Genomic DNA, 24,070 nt, shown 5'->3' on the forward strand with positions numbered 1-24,070 from the left:
AAAAATCAGGTCCGTGCGTCGAACGCCGCCCGCACCAGCCCGGCGATCTCGCGGCAGGCCGCGTCGGCCGCCGGCACCGCGCCGGTGAAGGCCGTGAAGCCGTGGGCCAGGCTGTCGTAACAGCGATAGGTGGTCGGCACCCCGGCCGCGATCAGTCGCTTGGCGTAGGCCTCGCCCTGGTCGACCAGCGGGTCGAAGCCGGCGGTGATCACCACGGCGGGGGCCAGGCCCGACAGGTCGGCGGTCTTGTCCGGCGACAGGCGCGGATCGGCCGGGTCGGCGTCGGGGCCCATATAGTGGCCCATGAACCAGTCCATGATCGGCCGGCTCAGCGGATAGGCGTCGCCGTAGGTGGTCATCGACGGCGTCTCGCTGGCCACGTCGACAGCGGGATAGATCAGCAGCTGCAGGGCCGGCTGGGTCTCGCCCAGGCGCTTCATCTCCTGGGCGACGATGGCCGAGAAGTTGCCGCCCATCGAGTCGCCGCCGATGGCGGCCACGCCCGGCGCGGCCCCGAATCGGGCGGCGTTGTCGCGGGCCCAGCGGAAGGCGGCCAGGACGTCGTCGAGGCCGGCCGGGAACCGGTGGTCCGGCGCCAGGCGGTAGTCGACCGAGATCACCGCCGTGCGGGCGATCCGGGCCAGGATCCCGCAGAAGGCGTGGCAGGTCTCCAGGTCGCCGATCACGCCGCCGCCGAAGTGGGCGAAGACGATCAGGGGCGCGCTGCTGTCCTGGTCGGCCGGACGATAGGCTCGAGCCTTGATCGCCCCGTTAGGACCGTCGATCGACAGGCTCTCGTTGCGCACGCCCGGCTCGGGCGGACCGCTCATGGCGGTCAGGCCCCGGGCGCTGGCGGCCCGGGCCTCGTCGGGCGCCAGGCTGGTCAGGGACGGCATCTTGGCGGCGGCCGCGGCCAGGAACTGGAAGCGAGGATCCAGGGTCCGCCCGCCGCGATAGACCGTCCCGCCCCCCGACATCATCCGCAGCACCGGGCTGGGCAGCGACAGCAGGACCTTGAGGATGAACTTCTGGACGGCGGGGTCGGCCATTCGGGCTCTTTCTTGTTCTTGCGGAAGGTCTAGGGGCGAGGCAGGGCGGGCAGGCCGCCCAGGATCATCCGGACGGCGAAGTCGGCCGCGCCGTCGACGTCGATCGGCCGGCGCTCCAGCATCTTGTCGCCGACCTCGCGGGCCACGGCGATGCAGGCGGCGGCGAAGTAGTCGAGATCGACGGCCGGGGCGTGGTCGTGCTCCAGCACCTTGGCGAAGGCGGCGTGGACCTCGTCGAACACCGCCTGGATCTCGGGCGTGGCGCGGGCGTGGGGGAAGACCTCGCCGGCCGGCCGGTTGATCCGCCAGCTCTCGTGCTCGCCCTCCAGGAAGTCGAAATAGGCCCGGATGGCGCCGCGCAGGAAGCTTTCGAAGTCGATCGCCTTGTCGGACTCGGCCCGCAGGATCGGCCGGAAGCGCCGCGCGCCGTCGTCGGCCAGGGCGTCGAACACTTCTTCCTTGGACTTGTAGTAGTTGTAGAAGGTGCCCGAGGCCAAACCCGTGCGGCGGATGATGTCGCGCACCGTGGCGGCCTCGTAGCCCAGCTCGCCGAACACCGCGCGCGCCGCGTCGAGGATCGCCTGGCGGTTGGCGACCTTGGTGCGCTCGCGCTTGCCGGGGCGGGCGTCGTCGGTGGTCGGGCGGACGGGGAAATAGGCGATGTTCGACATCGGACGCGACTCGTGGCGAGGCCCAGATGACGCCCCGTCACGATTTCAGCCTCATTCCGCCGCCAGAGGCAAGGATTCCGACGCGCGCGCCGAAACCGGCAAGACGCCGCCAGACGCCCGCGCCCGCTTCTGGCCGGCGGCGATCTCCTTCTTGAGATCGGCGCAATAGACCCCGAAGTCGACCTGGATGGTGTGGCGCGCCGAGGCGTAATACTGGCCGGTGTGGCGCTCCTCGTCCCTGGCGGTGATCTTCGCCATCTCGGCGACCGGCGGCGGGGCGTAGCGGCCGGTCAGATAGGCGGCCACCAGCTTGGACTGCTGCTCGGCGAAATTGACCAGGGTCGGCAGGGCCTGGGCCAGGCCCATATAGAAGAGATCGGGCACGCCGGGCTTCATCATCCGCTTGAACAGCGGCAGGCGGTGGTGCGCGTCGGGGACCAGGGCCGGGTCGTCCAGGAACGGGAAGCTGATCTTGTAGCCGGTGGCGAAGACGATCACGTCGACGGGCAGGACGCTGTCGTCGGCGAAGCGGACGTTCCTGCCCTCCAGCGCCTTGATCGCCGGCTTGAAGGTGATGTCGCCGCAACCGGCCCGGGTCAGGAACTCGCCGCTGACCGAGGGGTGGGCCTCCAGCGGCTCGTGGTCGGGCTTGGGCAGACCGTAGTCCTCCATCCTGCCGACGTGCTTGCGGATCAGCGAGCGGACGATCTTCAGGCCCAGTCCGCGCGGCATCCACGGCGGCATGGCCGACTTGTCCGACGGCTTGCCGTTCAGATATTTCGGGAACACCCAGACCCCGCGCCGGGCCGAGACGATCAGCTTGCCGGCGATCGGGCGCTGGGCGAGTTCACTCGCGATATCCATGGCCGAATTGCCCATGCCGACCACGACGACGGTCTTGCCGCGCATGTCGACCGGGTCGAACGGGTCGCTATAGGCGTGGGCGTGGAAGGCGACGCCGTCGAAGGTCCCGGGATACTCGGGCACGCGCGGGTCCCAGTGGTGCCCGTTGGCGACGATCAGCACGTCGTAGAGCCGCGTCTCGCCGGTCCACAGGGTCACCGACCAAAGTCCGCCCTGGGTGCGCTCGGCGCGCAGCACCTTGGTGTTGAAGGTGATGGTCTCGCGCAGGCCGAAATGGGCCACGTAGTCCTTGAAGTAGGCCAGGACCTGGCTGTGGTGCGGAAAGTCGGGCCAGTCGGGAGGAACCGGAAAGTCCTCGAAGGCCAGCCGCCACTTGGAGGTGTCGATGTGCAGGCTCTCGTAGCAGGCCGACAGCCCGTTGGGGTTCTTGTAGTACCAGTTGCCGCCGATGTCGTCGGAGGCCTCGAAGCAGTCATAGGGGACGCCGGCGTCCTTCAGCCGCTTGGCGGTGGTGAAGCCGCTGCAGCCCGCGCCGATGATGCAGACCTTTGGCAATGCCGAGGTCATCGCCTGCTCCCTGACTTATCGTTGTTCAGGTGAACGTATCAGCGTTATGCGAGGCGTCAAACTGCCGTTGGGTCAGCGGGGCGATCAGTTGGCGCGCGGCGAATAGGTCGCCGTGCAGCGTGACTTGCATTGCATCCATTGGGTCGGGCAACCGTCGTCGTCGCCGTTGGCCTTGCAGAAGAAATAGGTGCGGTTGCAGGACGAGCGGCACTGGTCCGGATCGCGGCTCGGGGATGCGCCGGTCAACGGGATCAACGGCGGCGGCAGGGCGGGGCTGTCGCTCTGGGCGGGGGCGCCGCCGGACGCGGGCGACAGGCGCGCGGGCTTGGCCGGCTGGGCCGTGGCGGAGCCGGCCAGGGCGGCGAGGATCAGCAGGCTGGCGAGGGCGCGGCGCATGTGAGGGGTTTAGCGGGACGGCGTTGAGGTTCGGTTAACCATGTTTTTGGGCCGAGGGGCACGTTATGCGCGTCGCCTCGTAGTGGGCGAAGGGCTCTTCCTTGTCGCCCTCGCGCGCGGTGATCCGCCAGTCCAGCCGGTCCCCCGCCAGGGTCCAGCGGTTCAGAAAGCTGGAGGGCGGATAGGGATAGGCGATCTCGAAGCCGTCCTCGCGGACCGCGCCCGCGCCGGTCGCCGTGTAGTCGCCGCCGAAGCTGTCGGCCCAATAGCCCGTCAGCGTCGCCGGAAAGGCCCCCTTGGGCGCGCGGGCTCCGATCACCAGGTGGGCGGCGTAGCGGTCGGCCGGATCGGCCTTGGCTTGGCTCTCCGCCTCGATCTGGAACATCGCGCCTTCGACGATCGGCTTGGCCGACAGGACGATCGTGACCGGCTTGCCCATCACTTCTCCCGCGCCGCCCCAACATCCCGCCAGCGCCTTCACCTGGGCGGGAAGCTGGACGGGCGGCGCGTCCTGCGCCAAGGCCGATCCGGCCGTCAACGACAGCAGCATCGCAAGCGCGCGCGAAACCTTCATTCCGTTTCCCCCGACGGACCACGCCCCGTGGCGCCTTGGCTGGCTTAGTGGCGTGATCCGGTCCTCGACGTCCAGTCGCGCCGCGGATCATGGCGCTCAGGGCTGCGACGTCGCCAGGAACGCGCTCAGCCCCTCGGCCAGGTGGTCGAACATCGCGCGCATGCGCGGGGTGGCGCGCAGGTCTTCGTGCATGACCAGCCAGACCTCCAGGCGAAAGCCGACCTGACCGGGACAGACGGGGATCAGGTCCGGATCGCGGCGGGCCACGCCGTGCTGGATGAAGCCCACCCCGCATCCGGCGCGGACGGCGGCCAGCTGGGCCAGGTCGTTGTCGGCCCGCAGGATGAAATCGTCCCTGTTCAGAGGCAGGCGCTGCATCAGGCCGCGCAGGAACGGCGTCTCGCGGTCGAAGCCGACCAGGGCGTGGCCCTTCAGATCATGGAGCGCGCCGGGAACCCCCTCGGCCTCGAGATAGCGGCGGTTGGCGTAGAGGCCCAGGTGAGTGTCGGCCAGGCGGCGGGCGACCAGGGCGTCCTGGGTGGGGCGCACCATGCGCACGGCGATGTCGGCCGCCCCGCGCAGCAGATCCTGCTGCTGGTTGTCCAGCGACAGCTCGACCGCCACGCCGGGGTGCTTGGGGCGGAAATCGGCCAGGATCGACGGCAGCACTTCGGCGCCGATGATCTCGCTGGCGGTCAGGCGGACCACGCCGCGCCCGGTGTCGCCGGCCCCGGACGCCGCGCGGACCAGGGCGCTGGCCGCTCCGGCCATGGTCTGGGCGTGGGGGGCGAGGTCGAGGGCGGCGTCGGTGGGCTTGAGGCCCTGGGGCGAGCGGGTGAACAGCGCCACGCCCAGGGCGCGCTCCAGCTCGGCGATCTGGCGGCCGAGGGTCGGCTGGGTCAGGCCCAGGGCCCGGGCGGCGGCCGACAGGCTGCCTTCGGTCATCACCGCCAGAAAGGCGCGGTACAGGCTCCAGTCGGGATCACTCATGCATTTATGCATGGCAGATCAAGAAGGTTCGTCAATTCCCGTTTGGCTTGTCGCGACGCATCTTCCCGCCATCAAGCCCGCCTTCACGGACCCGACGGAGATCGACATGACCACGACTGAACGACGCATCGCCCTGGTGATCGGCGCGACCGGCGGCATCGGCGGCGAAGCCGCCTCGGCCCTGGTCCGCCATGGCTGGACGGTCCGGGCCCTGACCCGCCGCGCCCAGCCGGCCCAAAACACCAAGCTGGCGGGCGTCGAATGGATCCAAGGCGACGCCATGGTCGCCGCCGACGTGGCCCGCGCCGCGCGCGGCGTCGGCCTGATCGTCCACGCCGCTAATCCGCCCGGCTACAGGAACTGGGGCAAGCTGGTCCTGCCGATGATCGACAACACCATCGCCGCGGCCAAGGCCGAGGGGGCGCGGATCCTGCTGCCGGGCACGGTCTACAATTTCGGCCTGGAGACCTTCCCGCTGATCGACGAGACCGCGCCCCAGGTCCCGACCACCCGCAAGGGCAAGATCCGGGTCGAGATGGAGCGGCGGCTGAAGGCGGCTTCGACGCAGGGCGCGCCGGTGCTGATCGTCCGGGCCGCCGACTTCTTCGGGCCGCACGCCGGCAACAACTGGTTCGGGCAACTGGTGATCAAGCCGGGCGCGCCGGTGAAGTCGGTGACCGAACCCGCCGCCAAGGGGCTGGCCCACGCCTGGGCCTATCTGCCGGACCTGGCCGAGACCATGGCTCGGCTGCTGGACCGCGCCGACCGCCTGGCGGCCTTCGAGGTCTTTCACTTCGGCGGCCACCTGCTGGCCTGGGGCGAGATGGCGGCCTCGGTGCGCCGGGTGACCGGGCAGCCCAAGCTGCCGGTCATGGGCTTCCCCTGGTGGCTGGTCGTGGCCCTGTCGCCGGTGGTGCGGGTCTTCGGCGAGATGGCCGAGATGCGCTACCTGTGGCGCGAACCGATGGTGCTGGACGACCGCAAGCTCCAGGCGTTCCTGGGGGAGGTTCCGCACACGCCGCTGGACTTCGCGGTGGGGGCAAGCCTGTGGGCGCTGGGGTGCTTGGAAAACCCTCGCCCAGCGCGACAGGGCGGTGCCCGCCGCGTGGCGGTGGAGGGGTGAGGGAGTGCGCCCTCACCCCTTGAGGGGCGCTATTTCAGCTTCTCGATCAGCGCCATGGCGGCGGCTGGGTTCCTCACCTTCGCCCCGGCGATGAAGTAGGCGAAGACGTCGCCGCGCTTGGCCCAGGCCTGGGCCTGCTTGGCGATGCCGTCCAGTTCGTCCGAGGTCATGCCGGTGGGCTCGTCCGGCTTGCTGGACATCAGGCGGGCATAGGTGAAGTCGGCGGTCGGCTCGTCGATGCAGGGCCAGGTCGGCTCCTCGTCGTCGACGGCGTAGACGATGGCCGCCCCGTACTTGGCGGCCAGGTCGTAGAACCGCTGGTCGGCGAAGGTCGGGCTGCGCACTTCCAGCGCGTGACGCGCCGGCCGACCACCGATCTCCTTGGGCAGCAGCTTGAGGAAGCCCTCGAAATCGACCGGGTCGAACTTCTTGGTCGCCATGAACTGCCAGTTGATGGGGCCCAGTTTCGGCCCCAGCTCCTCCAGCCCCTGGCCGAGGAATTTCTCCAGCGAGTCGTTGTTCTCGGAGAGCACCCGGCGGTTGGTGCAGAACCGGCTGGCCTTGACCGCGAACACGAAGTCGTCGGGCGTCTCGTCGCGCCACTTCTGCCAGCTGTTGGGCTTGAAGGTCGAATAGTAGGTGCCGTTGATCTCGATGCTGGTCAGCTTTGACGAGGCGTACTTCAGCTCGTCCTTCTGCTTGAGATCGTCGGGATAGAAGGGCCCGCCCCGCCAGGGCTCGAACGTCCAGCCGCCGATGCCGCAGCGAATGGTTCCGGTCATGGGTGTTCCCTTCCTGTTCTCGCGCACCCTAGGCGAGGCGCGGGAGAACAGGCAAGCGGGAAAACGCGGGTCGCTAGCGGCGGACCTGCAGTTCCCGCACCTCGGCGCGGCCGGTGCGCTTGTCGAACACGCAGGTGGCCTTGCCACGCGCGCCCCTCATGTGGCGGGGCTTGTAGACGCCTTCGAGGCTGGAGACGGTGACCGACTGGAACGTGTCGCCATAGGCGGCGACGCGGACGTTGCGCAGTTCCTGGGCGGCGGCGATGCAAGCCTTGTCGGAGCGGGCGCGTAGGTCGTTCCAGGAGCCGGGCGTCGAGGCCTGGGCCGAGCCGGCGGCGAGGGCGGCGAGGGCGGCGGCGGTCAGGGCGAGACGCATGGGAAGACTCCGACGTTGGGAATGGTGAGGCTTAACGTCTAGAGGCGCCCCCCGGTTCAAAGGCCCTCCCCCGTGGGGGAGGGCCTTGCGGCGGTCAGGTCCTCAGCACTCCACCCGGTTCACCGAAAGCCCCACCGCCAGGCCCCCAAGCGACGTCTCCTTGTAGATCTCGTTCATGTCCTCGCCGGTGCGCTTCATCGTGGCGATCACCTTGTCCAGGGACACCGAGTGTTGCCCGTCGCCCAGCAGGGCCAGGCGCGCGGCGTCGATGGCCTTGATGGCCCCCATGGCGTTGCGCTCGATGCAGGGGATCTGGACCAGACCGCCGATCGGGTCGCAGGTCAGGCCCAGATTGTGCTCCATGCCGATCTCGGCGGCGTTCTCGATCTGGTCGTTGGTCCCGCCCAGGGCGGCGCACAGGCCCGCCGCCGCCATCGAGCAGGCCACCCCCACCTCGCCCTGGCAGCCGACCTCGGCTCCGCTGATCGAGGCGTTGCGCTTGTAGAGCGCGCCGATCGCCGCGGCGGTCAGCAGGAACACCCGCACCCCCTGCGGCGTGCCGTTGTGGAAGCGGTGGTAGAACCGCAGCACCGCCGGGATCAGGCCGGCCGCGCCGTTGGTCGGGGCGGTGACCACCCGACCGCCGGCCGCGTTCTCCTCGTTGACCGCCATGGCCCACAGGTTGACGTAGTCCATGGCCGCCAGCGGATCGCTGATCTGGCGCTCCATGCGGCCTTGGATGGTCTGGTGGATCTGGCGGGCCCGGCGCTTGACCGCCAAGCCGCCGGGCAGCACGCCGGTCTCGCGCATCCCACGATCAATGCAGGCCTCCATGGCCTGGAAGATGCGGTCGAGCTCCGCGTCCAGCTCGGCCTGGTCCATCCGCGCCAGCTCGTTGGCGCCCATCACCCCGGCGATCGACAGGCCCGCGTCGGCGGCCCGCTGCAGCAGGTCGGCGCCGGACTCGAACGGGTGGGGGATCTCGGGACCCGGCTCCGGCGGGGCGTTGCGGCCCATCTCGCTCTCGTCGCGCACGAAGCCGCCGCCGATCGAGAAATAGGTGCGCTCGGCGAGGACGACGCCAGCGGCGTCGAAGGCCGTAAAGGTGAGCCCGTTGGGGTGCTGGGGCAGGCGTTCGTGGCCGGCCCAGACGATGTCGCGCTCGGCGTCGAACTTGATCCCGCTCTCGCCGCCCAGATGGATCCATTGGCTGGCGGCGGCCTCGACCAGGGCCGCTTCGCCGGCGTCGGGATCGAGCCGCGCGGGCACGAAACCCATCAGGCCCAGGATCACCGCCCGGTCGGTGGCGTGGCCGCGGCCGGTCAGGGCCAGCGACGCATAGAGCCGCGTCTCGACCCGGGCGACGTCGGGCAGCTTGCCGGCCTCGCGCAGGCGGCCGACGAACCGGCCGGCGGCCGTCATCGGCCCCATGGTGTGGCTGCTCGACGGGCCAACGCCCAGCTTGAACAGATCGAAGACGGAGGCTGTCATTTCAAACTCCGCTCATCCCGCGTGGGGAGGAGCGCCAACAAATCCTGTCATCCCGGACAAGCGCGAAGCGCGCCGATCCGGGACCACCGGAAGCGCATGCGTTCACGCGTCGGTCCCGGGTCTTCGCTTCGCTTCGCCCGGGATGACAATACAGAGAAGCTACTTCCGGTCCGCTTTGGTCGTATCCCGCAGCGCCTTGAACTCCGAGCCCGCCTGCCATTCCGGCCAGGTCTTGGAATTGGCGAGGTCGGCGCCGATCTCGTAGAACAGGCCGATGTCCTGGGCCTGGCCGGTCAGGTCCCAGTCGGCGCTCCATTCGTCGGCCGGCTGGTGGTAGCGGTTGGCGGTGTAGTCCTCTTCCGCCTTCTGGCCGGCTTCCTTGCCGCCCTTGACCAGATCCTCGCCCGAGCCGACCGAGATGGCCGGCACGCCGCGCTTGGCGAACGGGAAGTGGTCCGAGCGATAGAAGTGGCCGGCCTGGGGCGAGGGATCGGGCGTGAAATAGCGGCCGTGGGCCTTGGCCTTGGCGACCAGCAGGTCCTGCAGATCGACCTTGCCGTCGCCCGAGGTGGTGACGTCCTTGGCCGGGCCGGCGGCCGACAGGGCGTCGATGTTCAGGTCGCTCACGGTCTTGGACAGCGGGAACAGCGGGTTGGCCGCGTAGTATTCCGAGCCCAGCAGGCCGCGCTCCTCGGCGGTGACCGCCAGGAACAGGATCGAGCGCTGCGGAGCCGGCTGGCCCTTGAAGGCGCGGGCCAGTTCCAGGATGGCGGCGATCCCGTCGGCGTTGTCGATCGCGCCGTTATAGATCTTGTCGCCCTTGGCGTCCGGCTCGCCGACGCCCAGGTGGTCCCAGTGGGCGCTGTAGATCACTGTCTCGTCGGGCCGGGCCGAGCCCTTGATCCGGCCGGCGATGTTCTTGGACACGATCACCGAATGGTCGACGGCGTAGGCGGCCGAGAAGGTCGCGCCCTTCAGCTCCACCGGCTTGAAGTCGCGGCTCTGGGCCTGTGTCTTCAACGCGTCGAAATCGAGTCCGGCCGACTTGAAGAGGTCGACGGCCACGTCGCGCTGGATCCACGATTCCAGGCTGGGGTGGCTCTTGGCCGGATCCTCGCGGACGATGTCGAACATCGTGTTGGTGTTGGAGTTCTTGACGGTCGCCCAGCCGTAGGAGGCCGGCGCGCTCTCGTGGACGATCAGCACCCCGGCGGCGCCCTGGCGGGCGGCTTCCTCGAACTTGTAGGTCCAGCGGCCGTAATAGGTCATGGCCTTGCCGCCGAAGTCGCCGGTTCCCGTTTCGAAGTCGGGATCGTTGATCAGCACGACCAGGATCTTGCCCTTCACGTCCAGGCCCTTGAAGTCGTCCCAATTGCGCTCCGGAGCCTTCACCCCATAGCCGACGAACACGATCGGGGCGTCCTTGATGGCGACGCTGTCGACATTGGTCATGGCCGCGCGGATGGCGATCTGCTCGCCCTGGGCCAGGGGGACGGCCTTGCCGCCGACGGTGAACTGGGCGGCGACCGGGCCCTTGATGTCGAACTTAGCCAGCGGCACGTCCTGGGTCCAGGCGCGGGTTCCGTCCTTCTGGGGGTCGCCGGCCGGCTCCAGCCCGATGGCCTTCATCTGGTCGACGATGTAGCCGACCGACTTGGTCTCGCCGGCCGTGGCCGGGCCGCGGCCCTCGAACGCGTCCGACGACAGCACCTTGACGTGGGCCGACAGCTTGGCGGGGTCGATCTTGGGCGCGTCGGCCGCGTAAGCCAGCATGGGAACGGCGAACAGGGCGGTCGCGAGCAGCAGGCGTTTCATCGGGTCTCTCTTTTGGAGCAGATCTTGATCGTTGGAGCGGACCCTAGCCGCAGGCGCCGCGCGCGTCATCCTCCGACTTCGTCCGAAAACGCCGCGAGGGACCGTCCCGCGCCGTGCCGCGTTTGGACCCCGTGAAGATCGCCACCTTCAACATCAACAACGTCGTCAAGCGGCTCGACAACCTCGTCGCCTGGCTGGCCGAGGCCGAGCCGGACGTGGTCTGCCTGCAGGAGTTGAAGGCCGAACAGGGCTGGTTTCCCGCCGAGCCGCTGGCCCAGATGGGTTACCACGCGGTCTGGAAGGGGCAGCGCAACTGGAACGGCGTGGCGATCCTGGCGCGCGGGGCCGAGCCGGTCGTTACCCGCACCGCCTTGCCTGGCGATCGCGAGGACAGCCAGGCCCGCTATATCGAGGCGGCCGTCAACGGGGTGCTGGTCGCCTCGCTCTACCTGCCCAACGGCAATCCGCGACCCGGTCCGAAGTTCGACTACAAGCTGGCCTGGTTCACGCGGCTGATCGCTCACGCCGCCGACCTGCGCGCCTCGGGCGCGCCGGTCGTGCTGGCGGGCGACTACAATGTCGTGCCGACCGAGGCCGACATCTACCAGCCGCACAGCTGGAAGGACGACGCCCTGCTGCAGCCGGAAGTCCGCGCCGCCTACCGCGCCCTGCTCGACCAGGGCTGGACGGACGCTCTCCGCGCCGTCCATCCCGACGGGCCGCTGTGGACGTTCTGGGCCTATCTGCGCAACCGCTGGCCCAACGACAAAGGCCTGCGCCTGGACCACCTGCTGCTGACGCCGGACCTTGCCGAGCGACTGGTCGACGCAGGCGTCGACCGCTGGCCGCGCGGCGAGGAGGACGCGAGCGACCACGCGCCGACCTGGATCGCGTTGGACCTCTAGAGCTCGCCGTTCAGGATGCGCGCGTACAACGCCGGGTCCACGTTGCCGCCCGAGCAGACGATGGCCGCCGTCCGGCCCTTCAGGTCGATCTTGCCGGTCAGGGCCGCCGTCAAGGCCACGCAGCCGCCGGGTTCGATCACCAACTTCAGTGTCGAGAACGCATAGCGCATCGCCTCGGCCACCTCGGCGTCGGTGACCGCCACGACGCCGCTGAGGTTACGGCTGTTGATCGGCCAGGTCAGCTCGCCGGGGATCGGGGTCAGCAGGGCGTCGCAGATCGAGCGGGCCCCTTCGTCGATGGTTTCCCGCTTGCCTGAGGCGAGAGAACGCCGGGTCTCGTCGAAGCCGGCCGGCTCGGCGCCCCAGACTTCCGTCGCCGGCGACAGCGCCTTGACCGCCGTCGAGACGCCGGCGATCAACCCGCCGCCGCCGACGGGCGAGAGCACCTTGTCCAGCGCCACGCCCAACGCCCGCGCCTGTTCGACGATCTCCAGTCCGGCCGTGCCCTGGCCGGCGATGATGTGCGGGTCGTCGTAGGACGGCACGACCACGCAGCCGCGCTCGTCGGCGATCTCCTTGGCGATGGCGACGCGGTCCTCGGTGAAGCGGTCGTAGAACCGGATCTGCGCCCCGAAGCCGCGCGTGCCCTCGACCTTCACCTTCGGGGAGTCGGACGGCATGACGATCAGGGCGGGGCAGCCCAGCAGCTGGGCCGCCAGGGCCACGCCCTGGGCGTGGTTGCCCGACGAGAAGGCCACCACCCCACGCTTGCGCTCGTCGCCGCTCAGCTGGGACAGGCGGTTGTAGGCGCCGCGGAACTTGAAAGCCCCGGCCCGTTGCAGGGTCTCGGGCTTGATCAGCACCCGGCCCCCAAGGCGCTCGTTCAGCGCCGGGCTCTCGATCAGCGGAGTGCGGACGGCCCGGCCCTCAAGGCGGGCGGCGGCGGCTTGGATGTCGGAAAGGTCGATGCTCATGCAGGAACGTCTACCGTCCCCAAAGCGGCGCCGAAACCCTTTGCGAGCAGCGTCGTTCACGGGATAAGAGGACACACGATATCGCTGGGGAGCCTTCCGTGAAGAAAGCCTTGTTCGCCGCCGCGGCCTGCGCCGCCGTGGCCGTCGCCGCGCCCGCCTTCGCCGGGGAAGCCTTCATCGGCGTCTACAAGCACGACGTCACCTTCGTCGGAAACGCGGTCGGCCTGGGCGCCGCGGGCCGCGAGGACGGCGTGGACGTCCATCTGGGCTATCGCACCAACAAGATCGAAAGCCTGCGCTGGCTGGGCAAGCCCCAGGTGCACGCCATGCTGTCGGTCAACAGCGAGAACACCTCCAACTTCGTGGCCGCGGGCTTCGACTGGAAGATCAACCTGGGCAAGCCGGGCGGCTTCTACCTGCGTCCGGGCATGGGCCTGGCCTATACCGACGGCAAGGCCGGCTTGCCGCCCGCCAACGCCCCGAACCTGACTCCGGAAGAGCGCGCCCGCCGCACCGAGCTCTACTACACCCGCATCGATTTCGGTTCGAAGGTGCTGTTCGAGCCGGAACTGGCCCTGGGCTACGACTTCAACGACCACTGGTCGGGCGAACTCAGCTACGTCCACCTGTCGAACGGCCAGGTCTTCCACCAAGGCAAGAACCAGGGGCTTGACGACGCCGGGGTCCGGCTGGTCTACAAGTTCTGAACCGGACGGCCCCCTTCGAAGGCGGGCCGTCACGCCGATCACAAGAGATGAAACGTCCGCCGCCGAGTCCTGTCGAAGGGCCGCGGGCGCCTTTCGGCAGGTGATAAGGCATATCTGAACATGGCCAATGTGACCGTTGTCGGCGCCCAATGGGGTGACGAGGGCAAGGGCAAGATCGTCGACTGGCTGTCCAACCGGGCCGATGTCGTCGTTCGTTTCCAGGGCGGCCATAACGCCGGCCACACCCTGGTGGTCGACGGCAAGGTCTATAAGCTGGCCCTGCTGCCGTCGGGCGTCGTGCAGGGCAAGCTGTCGGTCATCGGCAACGGCGTGGTCGTCGATCCCTGGCACCTGCTGGGCGAGATCGCCAAGATCGCCGAGCAAGGCGTGATCATCGGCCCCGACCTTCTGGTGCTGGCCGACAACGCCACCCTGATCCTGCCGCTGCACAAGGACCTGGACCAGGGTCGTGAGGCCGCCTCCAGCCAGAAGATCGGCACCACCGGCCGCGGCATCGGTCCGGCCTACGAGGACAAGGTCGGCCGCCGCGCCATCCGTGTGGCCGACCTGGCCGATCCCGAGGCCCTGAAACCCAAGATCGAACGCCTGCTCAGCCACCACGGCGCCCTGCGCCGGGGCCTGGGCCTGCCGGAGGCCGACGGCGAGGCGCTGTTCGACCAACTGATGGAGATCGCGCCGAAGATCCTGGCCTACGCCCAGCCGGCCTGGCGCCTGCTGGACCAGGCCCACAAGGCCGGCAAGCGCATCCTGTTCGAAGGCGCCCAAGGCGCGCTGCTGGACGTCGACCACGGCACCTACCCGTTCGTCACCTCGTCCAACACCGTCGCCGGCCAGGCCGCCGCCGGTTCGGGCATGGGTCCCAAGGGCCCAGGCTATGTGCTGGGCATCGTCAAGGCCTACACCACCCGGGTCGGCGAAGGCCCGTTCGCCTGTGAGCTGGACGACGAGGTCGGCAAGCACCTGTCGACGGTGGGCCGCGAAGTGGGCGTCAACACCGGCCGGGCGCGTCGCTGCGGCTGGTTCGACGCGGTGCTGGTGCGCCAGTCGGTGGCCATCAACGGCATCGACGGCATCGCCCTGACCAAGCTGGACGTGCTGGACGGCCTGAAGACCCTGAAGATCTGCGTCGGCTACAGGATCGGCGACCGCGAGGTCGACTATCTGCCGGCCGGCATGCGCGACCAGGCCGCGGCGGTACCGATCTACGAGGAAATGGAAGGCTGGAGCGAAAGCACCGCCGGCGCCCGCTCGTTCAAGGACCTCAACGCCAACGCCATCAAGTATGTGCGCCGCGTCGAGGAACTGATCGGCGCCCCGGTGGCCCTGCTGTCGACCAGCCCCGAGCGGGACGACACCATCCTGATGCGCGACCCGTTCCAGGGCTGATCCGCCCAGCTATTTCGGGTCCGATTAGCGATTGCTTAGCAGGCCCGGGCCTATGACGGCGGCTTCTCTTGGGAAGGTCCGCCGTCATTGGCCGTTGCGCGTCGTTTAATGAAGTCCGCCAACAAGGCGGATCGGCTGACGCGCAGCCTGCGGGCGCTTGATCGCGAGGCGTCGACCAGCCGCGTGCTCAACCTGCTGGCCATCGAGACCCGCAGCGGCCACCGGCCGGAACACGCCGAGGCGCCGTTGTTCCGCAACCGCATCCTCAACTCCGCCCTGCTGGTCAAGCACCGCCTGCGGGCCGACGACATCTTCCTGTTCGACGAGGTGCGGCCGAACGCCACCAAGGTCATCATCCCGTTCGAGCGCAGCGACCTGGGCCTGGGCGGCCAGTCGTTCTTCGTGGGGCAGCGCGGCTGGGCGGATCTGCTGCGCGAAGCCTGCAACGAACACACCGACATGGCGCGCGATATCGCGACGCTGCGCCTGATCGACAAGCTTCCGTCCCTGGACCCGTTCCTGCTGCGCGAGCATCTGCGCCGCCACGGCCTGTCGGTGGCGCCCAGCTATTTTTCGCTGTCGGGCGCGGACATGGAGCAGATGCAGAGCTTCGTGTCGGTCCAGATCTCGCAACTCATCGACCTGGCCTTTCGCCACGCCGGCCGGGTCGCGCCCGGGGCCCATGCCGCCCGCCTGGTCGAGGCCCTGCTGTCGACCGACGTCGACGAGCGGCTGGAGCCGCTGCGCAAGACCCTGGTGATGGACGGCGAGAGCTTCAAGGAAGGCGTCTTCAGCTGGAAGGGCTTCCTCTACTACAAATGGACGCTGACACGGCTGTGGTCGGAACTTGAGACCGTAGGCGACGAGATCTCTCGGCTGAAGGTCAACGGCAACCGCGACGACGACGCCCAGCGCTCCATCGACGACCTTCGCAAGCGGCTAAGGCAAGGCCTCATCGTCGAGCGCAAGGCGATCATGCGGACGTTGGCCGTCTATGACCGGGCCTTCGACGGCCTGATCGATGAGGGCAATCCCCACGGATTCCGTGATTTCCTGCAGCGCGCGCCCGAGAGATTCCTGTCGCTGGGCGAGCGGGTCGGGGTGATCGCCCATATCGCCAGCTTCTGGCGCTATCGGTTCCCGCAAGGCGCGCCGCTGATCGCCGACATCGACGATGCCTTCGATATCCTGCAGGACTTCGACTCGGGCCTGAGCGCCAATTTGGCCGTCTGACGAACGCCCTGGCGCGACATGTCGCCATCAAGCGGATTTTTACTATCGGCCGCCTAAGATGCGGACGAAAGACTTTTGGAGCGCCCGGGTCCCGTGTTCGACGGCAATATCCGCACCCTGCAGCGTATCGCGGCGAAGATGCAGCGCGTGCTGATCGTCGACCCGCACCCGGCCGCCGGGCGCCTGCTCGCCGACCATCTGCGCCACGTGGGCGGCCACATCCAGATCTTCAACGCCCCGACCATCGAGGCCGGCTGGGGCATGGCCCGCACCATCGACCCGATGCTGTTCTTCGTCGAGCATGCCTCCTCCGGCTGCGACGGCCTGGCCCTGGCCCGCAAGATCCGCCGCAGCGATCTGGCCTGCCGCGAGAACCCGATCATCATGTGCACCGCCGAGGCGACGGCCGAGGCGATCTTCGGGGCTCGCGACGCGGGCATCCACGAGTTCATGCGCAAGCCGTTCACGATCAAGGATCTGGAACGCCGGCTCGAGGCGGTGACGCTGAAGCCTCGCGACTGGGTCGAGGCGGTGCAATATGTCGGACCCGATCGCCGCCGCTTCAACTCGGCCGAGTACAATGGACCACGCAAGCGCAAGGCCGACGCCAGCGGCGCGCCCGCGGCCCGCCTGTCGCAGGCTCTGCGCATCGTCAAGTCGGCCGCCCAGGCGCTGGACAGCGATCCGGCCCAGGCGCGGCGCGCCCTGGCCGCCCAGGCCGTGGAGCTCAAGAAGGTCGGGGAAACGCTGAAGGACGCGCGTCTGGTCGAGGCCGCCGCCGCCCTGGGCGCTTGCATGACCGGCGGTACGGCGCGGGTCGAACTGGTCAAGCGCATCGACGTCGTGATGGGTTTCCTGATCGATGACGGCAAGAGCGGCCGTGCGACCCTCGAGGTCGCCTGACGCCGTCCAAGAATTCCGGCGGCGCCCTGGGGATCGACCACGAAAAAGGGCGGCGTCCGCGGACGCCGCCCTTCGTCGTTCCGGATCGCGCCGCGGGTTAGAAAGCCAGGCGGGCGATCAGCTGGAACACCGGACCGGCGTTCTCGCGCTCGATTTCGTACTCGTCGAAGCCGCGGTCGGTCTGGTCTTCGATGGTGGTGAACTTGTTGAAGGTCTCCTTTTTCTCGGCGTCCAGCAGGTTGGAGCCGGTCAGGCGGATGGTCAGGTCCTTGCCGATCCGCTTTTCGAGGAAGATCTCCAGGTCGCCGTCATAGGTGGTGGTCACTTCCTCGCCCACGACGCGGCTGTAGGCCTCGCCCTGCTTGCGATAGGTGGCCCCGAACGCCGCGCCCCACGTCGGGATGTCCTGGATGAAGCCGACGTTCAGCACGTAGTCCGACTGGCTGTTGAACTTGCGTGAGCCGAACTCGTCGTTCACGTCGCTGTCGAGCCACGAGTAGTTCAGGAACACGCCGGTGTTCTCCAGGCCGATCGCCGTCAGTGGCGTCGACAGGTCGAACTCGACGCCCCAGACCTTGCCGTCGCCGGTGTTGCGGGCCGAGTAGACGAACGTGCCGGGACCCTCGTCGCCTTGCGCGCCGGTGTTGCTCAGTTCGATCAGGTCCGAGACCTTGCGGTAGAAGACGTTGACCCCGGCCACGCCCTGCTTGTCCATCCGATGCTCGTAACCGACGTCCAGGCCCCAGGCGGTTTCCGGCTTCAGTTGCGGATTGCCGATGAAGTCATTGTCGCCCAGCTCGGCGGTCAGCAGGGCCGGGGATAGGTAGTCGAAGCTGGGACGGCGGATGGTGCGCGCGCCCGAGACGTAGAGCTGATCGTCGGCGGTGAGGTTGTAGCGCAACGACGCCGACGGCAGCAGGACGTTGTAGTCGGTGTCGGTGGTCGAGGGGACCGTGCGGTCCTGCAGGCTGACGTCGGTGGTCTCGTAGCGCAGGCCGGCTTCCCACTTCAGCGCGCCCGACTTGCCGTCCAGCATCACATAAGGGTCCAGGCGGGTCTGCTCGAACGCCGCGTCGCCGCCGTCGATCGCCGCATAGGCGCCGAAGGGCGGCGGATTGGCGTTGGGCAGGTTGTAGCGGTTGCGCGGAACCTCGGTGACCAGCAGGTCGCGCTGCTTCTTCTCGTACTGGACGCCGAACTGCAGCCGCACGCCTTCGGAGAGGTCGCGCTTGTGCTCGAGCTTGGCGGAGAACTCGGTGTCCTCCAGGTCGGTCCTGGACTTGTCGCGAGTGATGCGGTCGCCGTCCGGATAGGGGGTAGCGTCGCGCAGGTACTCCGTTTCGTCCTCGAACTCGGCCTCCTGATCCTTGAACGAAGCGTAGCCCAGCTTCACGCTGGTCGTGCCGCCGGCCATCTCGTGGCTGTACTTGCCGTTGATCGAGTAGCTGTCCTGATCGATGTCGACGTCGTTGTCGTTCAGGGTCGATAGGTTGGCGTTGGTGCGGATGCCCTTGTTGTACTCGATCGAGTCTTCGTTCTGGTAGCGGTCGGTGTGGACATAGAAGCCGCTCAGGTCCAGGTCGCCGCCGGCCAGCGGGGTCTGGTAGCTGGCGTTGAACGAGTAGTCGGTGCCGTTGCGCACGTCCGTCTGGACTTCGCTGTTGTTGATCGGCGCGCCCGGTTCGTCATAGCGAAGGCTGAGCTTGTTCTTGGGGTTGCGGCGGCCCTGGATGTTGGCGCCGACCAGCAGGCGGCCGGGGCCGACCTGGCCGCCCCAGACGCCGCCGACGGTTTCGCGGATGCGCTTGTCGTCGAACATCAGGGCGCCCAGGCGCACGAAGCCGCCGTCCAGGGCGTAGGCGTCGCGCAGCACGATGTTCAGCGCGCCGGCCACGGCGTCGCCGCTACGGTTGGCCGAGGCGCTGCGGACGATCTCGATGCGGTCGATCAGTTCGGCGGGGATGCGGTCGACGAAGAAGGCCGAGTCCGCGCCCGAGCCGAACGCGCCCGAGCCCGAGCCGGCGCCGGGGACCTTCTCGCCGTTGATCAGGATCTGGGTGTAGGCGGGGTCCAGGCCGCGCAGGCGCACCCCATCCGATTCCAGCACGTCCGACAGGAAGGCCACGCTGGGCACGCGCTTGAGGGCGTCGCCGGCGGTCAGGGGCTCGAAGCGCTGGAAGTAGTCCAGGCCGTAGTCGAGGACCGGGGCGGCCTGGTCGGTGCGGTTGCGATAGGCGATCTGGGCCTGGACGACCAGTTCCGATGCGATGGTCGGCGCCTCGGCGGCCGTGGCGATCGGCGCGTCGGCGTCGGCGGCCCAAGCGGTCGTCGAGACTCCGGCGGCCAGGGTCATGGGCGCGAGCGCGGCCAAGGCGAACAGTGCGGTCTTCTTCATCGAGACATCCCCCTCACGGCGTCCCGATTTCGGGGTCGTCCGCGTGTTTTCACGCGAAGGGGCATAGTTTCGCCGTGCTTAGGCTTCCAGTGATGTTTGTCTGAAGCTTTTGCTGCGGTTTTGTGAGGGTTGAGGAAATCTGTGCCCTGATGGTCCGGGCGGCCAGGGCGTGGCGAGTCTGGGCGCGACCGGCGCCGAAGCGGTCCCTAGCGCGCCAGCCAGCGGCGCAAGGCGGCGTTGACCGCCTCGGGCGCTTCCATCGGCGTCATGTGGCCCGCGTTCGGGATGATCACCATGTGCGAGCAGCCGATGGCGTGGGCCATCTCGTGCTGGCCGGCCAGCGGGGTGATGGCGTCGTGCTCGCCGCAGATGATGACGATCGGGCGGCGCAGGGCCCGCAGGGCGGCCGCGCCGTCCTCGCGGGGCAGGGCGTTCTGGCGCAGGAACACCTCGCGGCCCAGCCGCTGGGTCATGGCCTGGATGCGGCCGGTCAGGTCCTTGTCTTCGAGCCGCGAGGCGTCGACATAGCTGGCCATCAGCCGGTCGGCGACGCCCAGGAAGGCTCCCTCATGGGCGGCCGCGGCGTTGACGGCCCGGCGCTGGGCGGCGCGTTCGGGGGTGTCGGCGCGGATGGCGGTGTCGATCAAGGCCAGGCGTTCGATGCGCTCGGGCGCGAGGCGGGCGATCTCCTGGGCCACGTAGCCGCCCATAGAGAACCCGGCCAGGGCGAAGGTCGGCTCGGCGTCGGCCAGCACCTGCTCGGCCAGTTCGCGGAGGCTCTCGCCGCGCGTCAGGTCGGGGACCTGGCAGCGGGCGACGTCGGCCAGGCCGCTGACCTGGTCGCGCCACAGCTCGGCGTCGTTCAGCAGGCCGGGCAGGAGCAGGAGTTGGGGCCGGGGATCGATCATCGAAAAACGCCCCGGACCTTGCGATCCGGGGCGCTCCAGTTCTTAGGGTTCAAGCCGTTCTAGGCTTCGACCATGTTCTTGGCGATGGCGGCTTCGCGCATCGACTTCTGCAGCTTCTCGAAGGCGCGGACCTCGATCTGGCGGACCCGCTCGCGGCTGACGCCGTATTGCGAGGCCAGGTCTTCCAGGGTGGTCGGGTCGTCCTTCAGGCGCCGCTCGGTGAGGATGTGGCGCTCACGATCGGTGAGCTCGACCATGGCCTCCTCGAGCAGGCTCATCCGCAGCGACTTTTCCTGGTTCTCGGCGACCACGGTCTCTTGCGAAACCTGGTCCTCGTCGGCCAGCCAGTCCTGCCACTCGCTCTCGCCGTCGGCGCGCAGCGGCGCGTTCAGCGAGGCGTCGGGACCGCCCAGGCGGCGGTTCATCGAGATGACCTCGCTGTCCAGCACGCCCAGCTTGGTGGCGATGGCGCTGACCTGGTCGGGACGCAGGTCGCCGTCCTGGAAGGCCTCGATCTGGCTCTTGGCCTTGCGCAGGTTGAAGAACAGCTTCTTCTGCGCGGCGGTCGTGCCCATCTTCACCAGCGACCACGAACGCAGGATGTATTCCTGGATCGAGGCGCGGATCCACCACATGGCGTAGGTGGCCAGGCGGAAGCCCTTGTCGGGCTCGAATTTCTTGACGGCCTGCATCAGGCCGACATTGCCCTCGGAGATCACCTCGCCGATCGGCAGGCCGTAGCCGCGATAGCCCATGGCGATCTTGGCCACCAGACGCAGGTGGCTGGTGACCATCTTGTGGGCGGCTTCGGAATCCTGATGCTCTTTCCAGCGTTGGGCGAGCATGAACTCCTCGTCCTTGGCCAGCATCGGGAACTTGCGGATTTCGGTGAGATAACGCGACAGGCCGCCATCCGGCGACATCACCGATAGTGAATTCACGGCCATGGAAAACCATCCCCTTGGTGTGGACCCGCCCGTCAACCGCGCGCCATCATCCCCACCGAATGGGTCAGATAGGAATGGGTTGCGGCTAAGGTAAGGTCGATAACGTATTTGTAATGTCCGACACCCGGACTCGGGTATTGGCGCTTCGAAAGTGAGAATGAACGTTCATTCTCATAATTTCAAGCGCAAAATGCCTTGCGACGCTACGTCATGCGAAGGCGGCCCGGCGGGCTTGCCCAGATGGGGGCAATGCCCATCTAATGGTCGCGCTTGACGCCAAGGAGGCTTTCCCGTGACGCGCTTCATCATCCGAGCCCTGATCGCCGCTCTGGGCCTGTGGCTGGCGTCGGAGATCGTGCCGGGCATCGCCGTGCCGGGCGGCTGGACGAGCCTGCTGATCGCCGCGGTGCTGCTCGGACTGGTCAACGCCATCGTCCGGCCCGTTGTCTTCGTGCTCACCCTGCCGATCACCGTGGTGACGCTGGGCCTGTTCCTGCTGGTCGTGAACGCCGCGATGCTGGGCCTGGTCGGCCTGATGCTGGACGGCTTCGTGGTCGACGGCCTGTGGGCGGGAGTCTTCGGCTCGCTGGTGGTCGGCGTGGTCAGCTGGCTGGGCCACCTGCTGATCGGCGACGGGCGGGAGCGGGCCTAACAACCATCGCCCGTCATCCTCGGACTTGTTCCGAGGACCCCTCTATCAGTAGAGCTGTCGGCGAGGGTTGGACCGCGATCTCACCGCTTCCCGGATCGACCTTCTTCGCGGTTGAAGCAGGGACCCTCGGAACAAGTCCGAGGATGACGATTGTTGGGGGTCACCCCACCGCCGCCGCCGCCAGGTCGCGCCAGCCGCGGGCTTCCTTGCGAAAGTGCGAGTGGGTCTTGGCCAGGCGCTTGTCGATCTCGACCAGCGCCTCGCGAGCCTCGTCCTTGCGGCCGGTCTGGGCCAGGAACACCGCGTAGCGCGCCATCCCCTCGAAGCCCGGCAGGTGCGCCGCCGCCCAGCGCAGGGCGGTGTCGGCGTCCGCCTGGCGGCCCAGGGCGTGATAGGCGCGGCCCATGGCCAGGGCGACGTTCGGCGTGCGGGCGGCGGGCGATTGGGCGCTCAGGCCCTCCAGCAGCGGCAGGGCCTCGGCCGAACGGTTCAGCTCGATCAGGGCGTTGGCGCGGCCCAGCAGCAGCTGCGGATCGTCGGCGTACATGCCCTGCAGGGCCTCGGCGTACAGGCGCTCGGCCTCGGCGTGCCGGCCCAGACCGGCCGCGGCCACGGCCAGGCGGCTGCGATTGGCCACGGTCGGCGCATCCTCGACGGCCTGGCCGGCCTCGCGGTATTCGCGCTGCGGGTCGAGGACCTGCCGTGCGGCGTGCCGGGCCTTCTGGGCCTTGGCGCCGCCCAGGAAGTCCGGCGCGACGATGGCGAGCAGATAGACAAGGCCGCCCAGCGGCTGGAACAGCAGGATGATCATCAGCCAGTACATCTGCTGGCCCGTGCGCACCACGTGGACGCACAAGGCGATCGAGAAGATCAGCGACAGGCCTAACAGGATCATCGGAAGAGGCGCTCCAAGCTTAGCGCTATGTGTGGGCTGGAGCCGGCGCCGTCAATCGGCCGGACCTACTCGGCTTGGCGCGCGGCTTTTTTGGGATCGGCCTTGGGGGCGGGCGCCAGGCGCAGCACCTCGGCCTGGTAGCGTTCGTCGTCGCCGGCCGCCGCGAAGGGCAGGGCGTCCGCCAAGGCGTCCAGCATCGGGTCCAGCCACTGGTGCTCGACCTTGTGGAAGTCGCCCAGCACGTAGTGCATGACCGCGTCCTTGTGGCCCGGATGGCCCACGCCGATCCGGCCGCGACGGAAGGTGTCGCCGATCTGGCTGGTGATCGAGCGCACGCCGTTGTTGCCCGCCGCCCCGCCGCCGGCCTTCATCCGGAAGCGGCCGGGGGCCATGTCGATCTCGTCGTGGAAGACGATCACGTCGGTCGGGGCCAGCTTGAAGAACTTCATCGCCTCGCCCACGGCGCGGCCGCTCTCGTTGTAGAAGGTCTTGGGCTTGAGCAGCAGCAGCTTGACCGGGCCGTTCGGGGTCGAAACCTGACCTTCGCAGGCCAGGCCCTGGAAGCGCGAACGCCACGGCGCCGTGCCCCATTTACGGGCCAGGGCGTCGACCGCCATGAACCCGACATTGTGGCGGTTCTTCTCGTATTTCGGCTCGGGATTGCCGAGGCCGGCGAGGATCAGCATCGCGTAAGACCCAGAGTGGACGCCCATGGCGAAGAACAGGGCAACGAAAAACGGGCGGGCCGTGAAGCCCGCCCGTTCTCGCTTATCAGATCGGAGACCCGACCAAAGCGCTTAGGCTTCGGTGGTGGCCGTGTCGCCTTCGTTCGATTGCGAAGCGGCCGAGGCCTTCAGGTTGGCGATCACGAAGTCGCGGTCCATGGCCGGACGCACGCCTTCCGGCAGCTTGATTTCCGAGATGCGGATGGTGTCGCCGATGTCGTGCGAGGCCAGGTCGATGACCAGCTCTTCGGGGATCTTGTCGGCCGGGCAGGCCAGCTCGACGGTGTGGCGGATGATTTCCAGCGTGCCGCCCTTCTTCAGGCCGACCGAGATGTCGTGGTTCTTGAAGTGCACCGGCACTTCGATCTTGATCAGCTGGTGCTCGTCGACGCGGTACAGGTCGAAGTGCAGCGGCTCGTCGGTGACGGGGTGGAATTGCACGGCCTTGGCGATGACCGATTGCTTCTTGTCGCCGTGTTGCAGGGTCACCAGGTGGCCGAGCAGCTTGCCGGTGTAGAGCGCCTTGCGGAATTCGTTGCCCTTCACGGCGATGTTCACCGGGGCCTCGGGGCCGCCGTACAGCACGCCCGGGATCTTGCCCTGGCGGCGGGTTTCGCGCGAACCGCCGGTGCCGGCGCGGTCACGAATTTCGACGTTGAGAATGATCTCGGCCATGTCTTGTCTCTCTGGAGAGCCCCGTGCTCTCGAAATGCGAAACCGC

General features: G+C 68.4%; 24 protein-coding genes. 7 read left to right on the plus strand and 17 right to left on the minus strand.

Going from position 1 to position 24,070, the window contains the following annotated elements; all coding sequences use genetic code 11:
* Nucleotides 1-5: 5 nt before the first annotated feature.
* From ASD21_RS11140 to ASD21_RS11165, 6 genes are all read right to left on the minus strand, one after another.
* The gene (locus tag ASD21_RS11140; RefSeq protein ID WP_056440599.1) at nucleotides 6-1,049 is read right to left on the minus strand and encodes an alpha/beta hydrolase; all 1,044 of its coding nucleotides are present in this window, start codon (nucleotides 1,047-1,049) and stop codon (nucleotides 6-8) included.
* Between the two features lie 29 nt (nucleotides 1,050-1,078).
* Nucleotides 1,079-1,720 (minus strand): TetR/AcrR family transcriptional regulator, encoded by a 642-nt coding sequence (locus ASD21_RS11145; RefSeq protein WP_056440603.1) that lies wholly within the window; start codon nucleotides 1,718-1,720, stop codon nucleotides 1,079-1,081.
* Nucleotides 1,721-1,771: 51 nt separating this feature from the next.
* Nucleotides 1,772-3,151, minus strand: a complete 1,380-nt coding sequence (locus tag ASD21_RS11150; protein ID WP_056440605.1) for a flavin-containing monooxygenase — start codon at nucleotides 3,149-3,151, stop codon at nucleotides 1,772-1,774.
* A gap of 84 nt (nucleotides 3,152-3,235) precedes the next feature.
* The gene (locus ASD21_RS11155; protein WP_056440607.1) at nucleotides 3,236-3,547 is read right to left on the minus strand and encodes a hypothetical protein; all 312 of its coding nucleotides are present in this window, start codon (nucleotides 3,545-3,547) and stop codon (nucleotides 3,236-3,238) included.
* Between the two features lie 34 nt (nucleotides 3,548-3,581).
* A complete protein-coding gene (locus tag ASD21_RS11160) occupies nucleotides 3,582-4,121 on the minus strand; it encodes a hypothetical protein (protein ID WP_056440608.1) in 540 nt (179 codons plus the stop codon).
* 96 nt (nucleotides 4,122-4,217) lie between these two features.
* Nucleotides 4,218-5,111 carry a LysR family transcriptional regulator gene (locus ASD21_RS11165; RefSeq protein WP_056440610.1) on the minus strand — a complete coding sequence of 298 codons (894 nt, stop codon included), beginning with the start codon at nucleotides 5,109-5,111 and terminating at the stop codon, nucleotides 4,218-4,220.
* Nucleotides 5,112-5,217: 106 nt separating this feature from the next.
* Here ASD21_RS11165 and ASD21_RS11170 point away from each other — a divergent pair, with 106 nt between their 5' ends.
* On the plus strand, nucleotides 5,218-6,234 hold the full coding sequence (locus tag ASD21_RS11170; RefSeq protein ID WP_056440612.1) for an NAD-dependent epimerase/dehydratase family protein: 1,017 nt from the start codon (nucleotides 5,218-5,220) through the stop codon (nucleotides 6,232-6,234).
* A 29-nt stretch (nucleotides 6,235-6,263) separates the two neighbouring features.
* Here ASD21_RS11170 and ASD21_RS11175 read toward each other — a convergent pair whose 3' ends face one another.
* The 4 genes from ASD21_RS11175 to ASD21_RS11190 form a co-directional block, all read right to left on the minus strand.
* Nucleotides 6,264-7,016, minus strand: coding sequence for a DUF72 domain-containing protein (locus ASD21_RS11175; protein WP_056440614.1), 753 nt, complete (start codon nucleotides 7,014-7,016; stop codon nucleotides 6,264-6,266).
* 73 nt (nucleotides 7,017-7,089) lie between these two features.
* Nucleotides 7,090-7,392: a hypothetical protein gene (locus tag ASD21_RS11180; protein ID WP_056440616.1), complete on the minus strand. Its 303-nt coding sequence runs from the start codon at nucleotides 7,390-7,392 to the stop codon at nucleotides 7,090-7,092.
* 102 nt (nucleotides 7,393-7,494) lie between these two features.
* A complete protein-coding gene (locus tag ASD21_RS11185) occupies nucleotides 7,495-8,883 on the minus strand; it encodes an L-serine ammonia-lyase (protein ID WP_056440618.1) in 1,389 nt (462 codons plus the stop codon).
* Nucleotides 8,884-9,042: 159 nt separating this feature from the next.
* Nucleotides 9,043-10,698, minus strand: a complete 1,656-nt coding sequence (locus ASD21_RS11190; protein ID WP_056440619.1) for a M28 family metallopeptidase — start codon at nucleotides 10,696-10,698, stop codon at nucleotides 9,043-9,045.
* 131 nt (nucleotides 10,699-10,829) lie between these two features.
* Here ASD21_RS11190 and xth point away from each other — a divergent pair, with 131 nt between their 5' ends.
* Complete coding sequence (xth, locus tag ASD21_RS11195; protein ID WP_200941423.1) at nucleotides 10,830-11,603, plus strand: exodeoxyribonuclease III; 774 nt, start codon at nucleotides 10,830-10,832, stop codon at nucleotides 11,601-11,603.
* Here xth and ASD21_RS11200 read toward each other — a convergent pair.
* Nucleotides 11,600-12,577, minus strand: coding sequence for a threonine ammonia-lyase (locus ASD21_RS11200; protein ID WP_056440623.1), 978 nt, complete (start codon nucleotides 12,575-12,577; stop codon nucleotides 11,600-11,602). The genes xth and ASD21_RS11200 overlap by 4 nt on opposite strands.
* A 98-nt stretch (nucleotides 12,578-12,675) precedes the next feature.
* On the opposite strand from ASD21_RS11200, the gene ASD21_RS11205 reads away from it, so the two are divergent.
* From ASD21_RS11205 to ASD21_RS11220, 4 genes are all read left to right on the plus strand, one after another.
* On the plus strand, nucleotides 12,676-13,284 hold the full coding sequence (locus ASD21_RS11205) for an acyloxyacyl hydrolase (RefSeq protein WP_056440625.1): 609 nt from the start codon (nucleotides 12,676-12,678) through the stop codon (nucleotides 13,282-13,284).
* A 120-nt stretch (nucleotides 13,285-13,404) separates the two neighbouring features.
* Nucleotides 13,405-14,691: an adenylosuccinate synthase gene (locus ASD21_RS11210; RefSeq protein WP_056440627.1), complete on the plus strand. Its 1,287-nt coding sequence runs from the start codon at nucleotides 13,405-13,407 to the stop codon at nucleotides 14,689-14,691.
* Between the two features lie 108 nt (nucleotides 14,692-14,799).
* On the plus strand, nucleotides 14,800-15,924 hold the full coding sequence (locus ASD21_RS11215; protein WP_056440629.1) for a hypothetical protein: 1,125 nt from the start codon (nucleotides 14,800-14,802) through the stop codon (nucleotides 15,922-15,924).
* Between the two features lie 93 nt (nucleotides 15,925-16,017).
* Nucleotides 16,018-16,827 (plus strand): response regulator transcription factor, encoded by an 810-nt coding sequence (locus ASD21_RS11220; protein WP_156398351.1) that lies wholly within the window; start codon nucleotides 16,018-16,020, stop codon nucleotides 16,825-16,827.
* Between the two features lie 97 nt (nucleotides 16,828-16,924).
* Here the strand turns inward: ASD21_RS11220 and ASD21_RS11225 are convergent, their stop codons facing one another.
* From ASD21_RS11225 to rpoH, 3 genes are all read right to left on the minus strand, one after another.
* Entirely contained in the window at nucleotides 16,925-19,222 is a 2,298-nt protein-coding gene (locus ASD21_RS11225) for a TonB-dependent receptor plug domain-containing protein (protein WP_056440632.1), read from the minus strand.
* 206 nt (nucleotides 19,223-19,428) lie between these two features.
* Nucleotides 19,429-20,130, minus strand: coding sequence for an alpha/beta fold hydrolase (locus ASD21_RS11230; protein WP_056440634.1), 702 nt, complete (start codon nucleotides 20,128-20,130; stop codon nucleotides 19,429-19,431).
* A gap of 59 nt (nucleotides 20,131-20,189) precedes the next feature.
* The gene (gene rpoH, locus ASD21_RS11235; protein ID WP_056440637.1) at nucleotides 20,190-21,077 is read right to left on the minus strand and encodes an RNA polymerase sigma factor RpoH; all 888 of its coding nucleotides are present in this window, start codon (nucleotides 21,075-21,077) and stop codon (nucleotides 20,190-20,192) included.
* Between the two features lie 292 nt (nucleotides 21,078-21,369).
* Here rpoH and ASD21_RS11240 point away from each other — a divergent pair, with 292 nt between their 5' ends.
* Nucleotides 21,370-21,729, plus strand: a complete 360-nt coding sequence (locus ASD21_RS11240) for a phage holin family protein (RefSeq protein ID WP_056440642.1) — start codon at nucleotides 21,370-21,372, stop codon at nucleotides 21,727-21,729.
* Between the two features lie 160 nt (nucleotides 21,730-21,889).
* Here ASD21_RS11240 and ASD21_RS11245 read toward each other — a convergent pair whose 3' ends face one another.
* The 3 genes from ASD21_RS11245 to ASD21_RS11255 all read right to left on the minus strand — a co-directional run bounded on the left by ASD21_RS11245 (nucleotide 21,890) and on the right by ASD21_RS11255 (nucleotide 24,024).
* Nucleotides 21,890-22,624, minus strand: coding sequence for a tetratricopeptide repeat protein (locus ASD21_RS11245; protein WP_056440644.1), 735 nt, complete (start codon nucleotides 22,622-22,624; stop codon nucleotides 21,890-21,892).
* Nucleotides 22,625-22,689: 65 nt separating this feature from the next.
* Nucleotides 22,690-23,310, minus strand: coding sequence for an aminoacyl-tRNA hydrolase (gene pth, locus ASD21_RS11250; RefSeq protein ID WP_056440646.1), 621 nt, complete (start codon nucleotides 23,308-23,310; stop codon nucleotides 22,690-22,692).
* Nucleotides 23,311-23,421: 111 nt separating this feature from the next.
* The gene (locus ASD21_RS11255; protein ID WP_056440648.1) at nucleotides 23,422-24,024 is read right to left on the minus strand and encodes a 50S ribosomal protein L25/general stress protein Ctc; all 603 of its coding nucleotides are present in this window, start codon (nucleotides 24,022-24,024) and stop codon (nucleotides 23,422-23,424) included.
* Nucleotides 24,025-24,070: the final 46 nt, after the last annotated feature.

Source organism: Caulobacter sp. Root1455, from assembly GCF_001426905.1.
Classification (GTDB): domain Bacteria; phylum Pseudomonadota; class Alphaproteobacteria; order Caulobacterales; family Caulobacteraceae; genus Caulobacter.